The sequence below is a fragment of the Hallella bergensis DSM 17361 genome (assembly GCF_000160535.1).
In the GTDB taxonomy this organism is placed as follows: Bacteria; Bacteroidota; Bacteroidia; order Bacteroidales; family Bacteroidaceae; genus Prevotella; species Prevotella bergensis.
In genome coordinates, this window is the sequence record NZ_GG704780.1 from 955106 (window position 1) to 959932 (window position 4827).

At 44.1% G+C, this 4827-nt stretch carries 5 protein-coding genes and 1 pseudogene; 1 reads left to right on the forward strand and 5 read right to left on the reverse strand.

What is annotated here, in order from left to right; translation table 11 throughout:
• Positions 1 to 156: 156 nt before the first annotated feature.
• The 5 genes from HMPREF0645_RS03570 to HMPREF0645_RS03590 all read right to left on the reverse strand — a co-directional run bounded on the left by HMPREF0645_RS03570 (position 157) and on the right by HMPREF0645_RS03590 (position 4397).
• The gene (locus HMPREF0645_RS03570; RefSeq protein ID WP_007173496.1) at positions 157 to 864 is read right to left on the reverse strand and encodes a DUF1266 domain-containing protein; all 708 of its coding nucleotides are present in this window, start codon (positions 862 to 864) and stop codon (positions 157 to 159) included.
• Between the two features lie 47 nt (positions 865 to 911).
• A complete protein-coding gene (locus HMPREF0645_RS03575; RefSeq protein ID WP_007173497.1) occupies positions 912 to 1955 on the reverse strand; it encodes a DUF3137 domain-containing protein in 1044 nt (347 codons plus the stop codon).
• A gap of 3 nt (positions 1956 to 1958) precedes the next feature.
• Complete coding sequence (locus HMPREF0645_RS03580; protein WP_007173498.1) at positions 1959 to 2528, reverse strand: LemA family protein; 570 nt, start codon at positions 2526 to 2528, stop codon at positions 1959 to 1961.
• Between the two features lie 15 nt (positions 2529 to 2543).
• Positions 2544 to 3275, reverse strand: coding sequence for a toxin-antitoxin system YwqK family antitoxin (locus HMPREF0645_RS03585; RefSeq protein ID WP_007173499.1), 732 nt, complete (start codon positions 3273 to 3275; stop codon positions 2544 to 2546).
• 72 nt (positions 3276 to 3347) lie between these two features.
• A complete protein-coding gene (locus HMPREF0645_RS03590) occupies positions 3348 to 4397 on the reverse strand; it encodes an IS110 family RNA-guided transposase (RefSeq protein ID WP_007173500.1) in 1050 nt (349 codons plus the stop codon).
• 252 nt (positions 4398 to 4649) lie between these two features.
• Between HMPREF0645_RS03590 and HMPREF0645_RS13250 the strand changes: the two are divergent.
• A pseudogene (locus tag HMPREF0645_RS13250) lies at positions 4650 to 4827 on the forward strand (plasmid recombination protein); the annotation flags it as partial.

The window sequence follows — 4827 nt, forward strand, 5'->3', positions numbered from 1 at the left end:
CAGATTGACAAAAAAACAGCTGTCAAAGACTTCCTCTTTCTCACAAGAAAGATAGACATAGATAATAATATAGTCAAAGATCCTTTTTGTAAAGGACCATTGACTATACCATCATTGGGAGACCTTTGCACAGAGGTCTCGGTCAGCTTTGAAAAGTTATTTAAAGCTGTATTTGGAATACACATCCGTGTCAGACTCTCTATGATATAGAGCCTTACAATCGTCTATGATATCCTCTGTACCAAATCCGTGAATGGCTCGGCCCATTAAGAACGAGACCGTATAGTCGTTCCAGTCTTTGCCTAATGACGATGCTTTCACCGCTCCTTCATTGAGGTACTTCCACATTTCCGCTTCACTGATGTATTGCAACCAATAACACCATTTTGCCAAGCTCACCAGTCGGCATACGTCCCAAGCATACGTGGAGGTTGTGGTCCGGACTTGAGCCAAATCCGTTTTTAGCCCGTCTGCTATCAAAGTCTGCAGCTCAATAAGTTCCTCGGAAGAACCTCTTTGAGCAAGGACTTCGTCCACTTCCGTACTCTGCTCTAAATTAAGCAGAGCGTTTAGCGTCTCCAGAGCATCTTCCCGACCATTAATGCTCCATTGTTCTTGAAGCCCGGTCTTGTACTCATTCATATTATCATCGGTGATAATACTAAGGATGTCCTCACTGCGATAACAAGACAAGATGGCTCCAAATACCAGTAACCTTTTCTTTTCCTCGGTGAGCGGTGTTTGAGGATGAGAAGCCAAAAAGGCTTTCAGGTTTTTCTTAGCAATGAGCCGAGACACGATTTCAAACACGATAAAAGCAATAATCAAGACAGCGACTATTGCCACGATGATTTTCCAGATCATACAAGTATTATTTTGAAGTTAAACATAAGTCTATTATATCATATTTCCTACTTATCCACATGCTTCCCCATCATTTCTTCTACAGAAAGACAGAATCCAATCTCTTGGTAGATTTCAAGCAATAGGTCTTCGTTTAAAGATGTTTTCCCGCTAAGGCGAAGAAATCCTTTTGGCATATTGGAGGCATAATAAAATGTATCTCCGCTAAAGGAGAGCATCAAGTCATGAGTAAAGGAACAACGAAGAGCGGTAAGTTTCTTCATCATTGCCGGGGTCAAAATCATACGGGCTTCTACCTCGTCATCGGCATATACGGTAAAGAGACGTTCAAACTCGGGGTCTTCCAAATAAACAAACTTTGCTTTATGTCTCTCCCTCAGTTTTTGTATCGTCAGAGCGAAGTAGCCCAACTTATCCTCCAAATGGTCGGGAAGCAGCATAACAAATCCTCTGCAAGTTCTTGGAAGACGGCAGTAACCAAACATTCCCCTAAAGCTGAACATCGTGCTCTCTACTTGTGCGCCCCACATCGGACTGAAAATCGCCCGATAGAGGAGCCTAAAGGATCTCCATAGTTTAGTATTCTGTTCATTTGTTGCGGTTACTCCTATATCGGCTATTGTCAATGCTTGATGCTGATTTGGGAAACTCAATGCACCGTAACTTGCCACTTGCAGAGTACCCTCCGACCTATTTGGGGTTCCGAATAGTCTGCTTGCCCGAATATCGGACACCTTTACTTCTTTTGTCGGAGAATAATTTGCATCCGGAAATAGCTGGTTGATAATTTGCCCCATTACTTTTTCCTCTTTCTGCTTCAGTACATTTAGGCATAAAGAGAACAGCGTATTGAGGACCACAAAGGTGACAAAGAATATGACGACATACGTTGCCGTTAATTGTGAGCTTTCATAATTGTCCGCATCGACGATATACCTTCCGAATATAGTGAATGCAAGCCAAAGCAGAGCCAAAGGGTAAACGGAATAAATGAGAAGCCTAACAATCTTACGCCACATAGCTATGTGGGTTAGTTGCCCTCTCATTTGTTGAGCGACAATCTTGAAGTCAATCAAGTGGTCTTCTTTCATAAATTATCCGAAAATCTCCTTGATATGAATGTCGCCCAACTCACTTTCAGGAATTTGTATCAATGCTTCTTTCCCAAGATGTTTTCTTGAAGCGATATATGAAGACGGGAACATTTCTACGGCATTGTTGTAATCCGTTACGGTTGCGTTATAAGTTCGGCGTATAGCCTGCAATTCGTTCTCCATATCCGTTATCTGATATTGGAGATAGACAAACTGCTCATTGGCTTTGAGATCCGGATTACTCTCAACAACGGCCTTAACTTGTTTGAGAAGAGCGGAGATTTCTGTCCCGTCCTTGATTTGTTCTGCTTCGGGGGCTCCGTCTGCTCGAGACCTTAGTTCGGCTATGCGGGTAAGGATTTCATTTTCGTGTCCCATATACGCTTTAAGAGATGCCACCAAATTGGGTATAAGGTCATTTCTCTGCTTGAGTGCCACACAAATGCCACTCCGGCATTGTTCCACCCTGTTTTTCTTGGCAATGAGATTATTAGAGGTGATTATACCCCAAATCAGTATAAGCACAGCTATTGCGATAAGGACACTCCCGGCAATTATTGATGCAGTCATACAAATTCGCTTGTCTCAATGATTATTTCTTAGTACTCTTGTCGTCTTCATAGTGGCGTCGTACTCTTTCCATACCCCCGAACGTTCTCCATCGGCATACTGTCCCTCTACAACCAAAATCGGATTTCCGTTGCGCAAAACTTCTTCTTTGTACGCCCCATGTAGCACGCCCATGCGATAAGTTCGTGTGACTTTGCTTTCAACGCCATCTCCCTGTTTCGTGAGTTTCCACTCGACCCCGTCTTTCTTCCCATTCATCCAACGGGTCTCAAGTATTTGAGCACCGTTTTGGCTGTCATACCGCTTCTCAAAGCCGTTTTCCACACTTTCCTGGTATTCTTTCTCCAAATCCAAACGACCGTCTTTGAAATAGGTTTTTACACAGCCATCGATTTTGCCCTTCTTCATAGGGGTAATCTTGCTGACAGTTTTGCCGTCTTGGTAGTACTCCGTGAACACCCCATTTCTTTTCCCCTGGTCATACGCTCCCGTTTCTCTCAGTACACCATCCCGATAGCGGTGGTACTTGCCATCCATCAGTCCGTTAGAAAAGGAAATAGTCTCTTCGTCAAGCTCCCGCTTGATACGCCACTCTCCCTGCAAGGGTTTTCGGCTGTCCTTTTCGAAATAAACTGTCGTATTGTTTTCGCCCGATAGGGGTAAGAGTTCATCGCTTAGAATCACCTTTTGGGCCGATACCGAAAGGCTCAGCAACAGCGAGAAGAAAAAGAGAATATATCGATTCATATTATTACACAGATACTCAATGGTAAAGATAGAGCTTTCTATGTTATTATTCTTCTGTTTTTTTGATTTTAACTATTTATTTAACATTTCACTTCGAGCATTGATAGAGATGTATTCTGGCTGATACTTGCAGTCGTTTTTTACCATTGCTGTGATGATTGTCAGCATCTTATTCTTAACATTGTTCAATGCTACCATTGGTTTTTTGCCTTTGTCTACCAGTCGATGGTAATACATGCTCATAGCTGGACAGAAGTTCACGGCAGCCAAAGCAGCCTGCGAGAGTAGCGACTTAATCATCTTGTTAGCCAAATACCCTACCTTGGGAGCCGAGTGCACACTGGTCCCAGAGTCACGGGCGAAGGGTGCCACACCGTAGTAGCAGGCTATCTTGCGAGCGTTGTAGTCGAACTTGGTGAAATTGTTGGTGAAGACCATCAGACACACCGCATTAATCGTTCCCACGCCAGGCATGGAAGTAATGATGCCGAAGATGCGACTAAGTTCCTCGTCTGAGCGTAAGAGCTCCTGTATCCGCTGGTCGCACTTTTGAATCTCGTGCTTAAGTTCGGTTAATATGTGTCGAGAACTCTGCGATATCATCGTCTTTGCGGATGACTTCTGTTGCGTGAAGCGCTTCTCAATGCGTCTAACCTCAAAACTGCATTTATGCCTGACGAGCATGTGTCGGTAGAGGAATACCTCACGTAACTGTGAGAGCGCTGGGCTCAAGGGCTCGTATAGACGGGCCTTGTCCTGATAGCGCATGGCATACTCGGCTATCATCAGCGAATCAGACCTATCACTCTTTCCACGCTTCATGGCGAAAGCACGTTTGATGCTCAAGGCATTCTCTATCCAAAGATCATAGCCTTTTGAATATAGATAGTCGCTCATCATCTGGCTGTATCCGCCTGTATTCTCGCCACAGAAAAGCCAGTCCTCACATGTGTCGGCACCGCATAGGCTGTCCACCCAACGGAGCATCTTACGATAGCCTGAAACTTTGTTGATAAACTCTTGGTGCCCTACAGACAGCATCTCGCTCAAATCTTCCGCCTTGATGATGGTCGCATCAAACTTTTCTTTTGAAAAGTCAATGCTAATAAAAATTTTCTTCATAACTTTGCAATTACAGGAACCGGCTAAAGTTGCAACGGACTCAAAACTCTAAATAGGCTCGAAGCCTTAACTTTCTATCAGGTCTTTGCAACTGTGCAGGGAGGACTAAAGCGAATTATGGGCTTGAAGCCCCGTTTCATTCAAAGTTTCCCTTCCCTGCAGGCTGGCTCTCCTTTTAACAACAAAGGTAATAAGCCAACCTTAGTAAGCAAAAAGATTTAATCCTGTTTTTTCATGTCGCAAACTTAGAGTTTCATCCTATCGGGATCACACGAAGATATGCTCCAACTTGAAAGCGATGGACGCTTAGAGGAGTGGTGCCATAGTACGATGCAGTGGCTTTATACCACCTTTGGCAAGGCAAACGTGGTGGCAGCCACACTTCATGCTGATGAAGAGACCCCGCACATACATGCGATAGTCGTCCCAA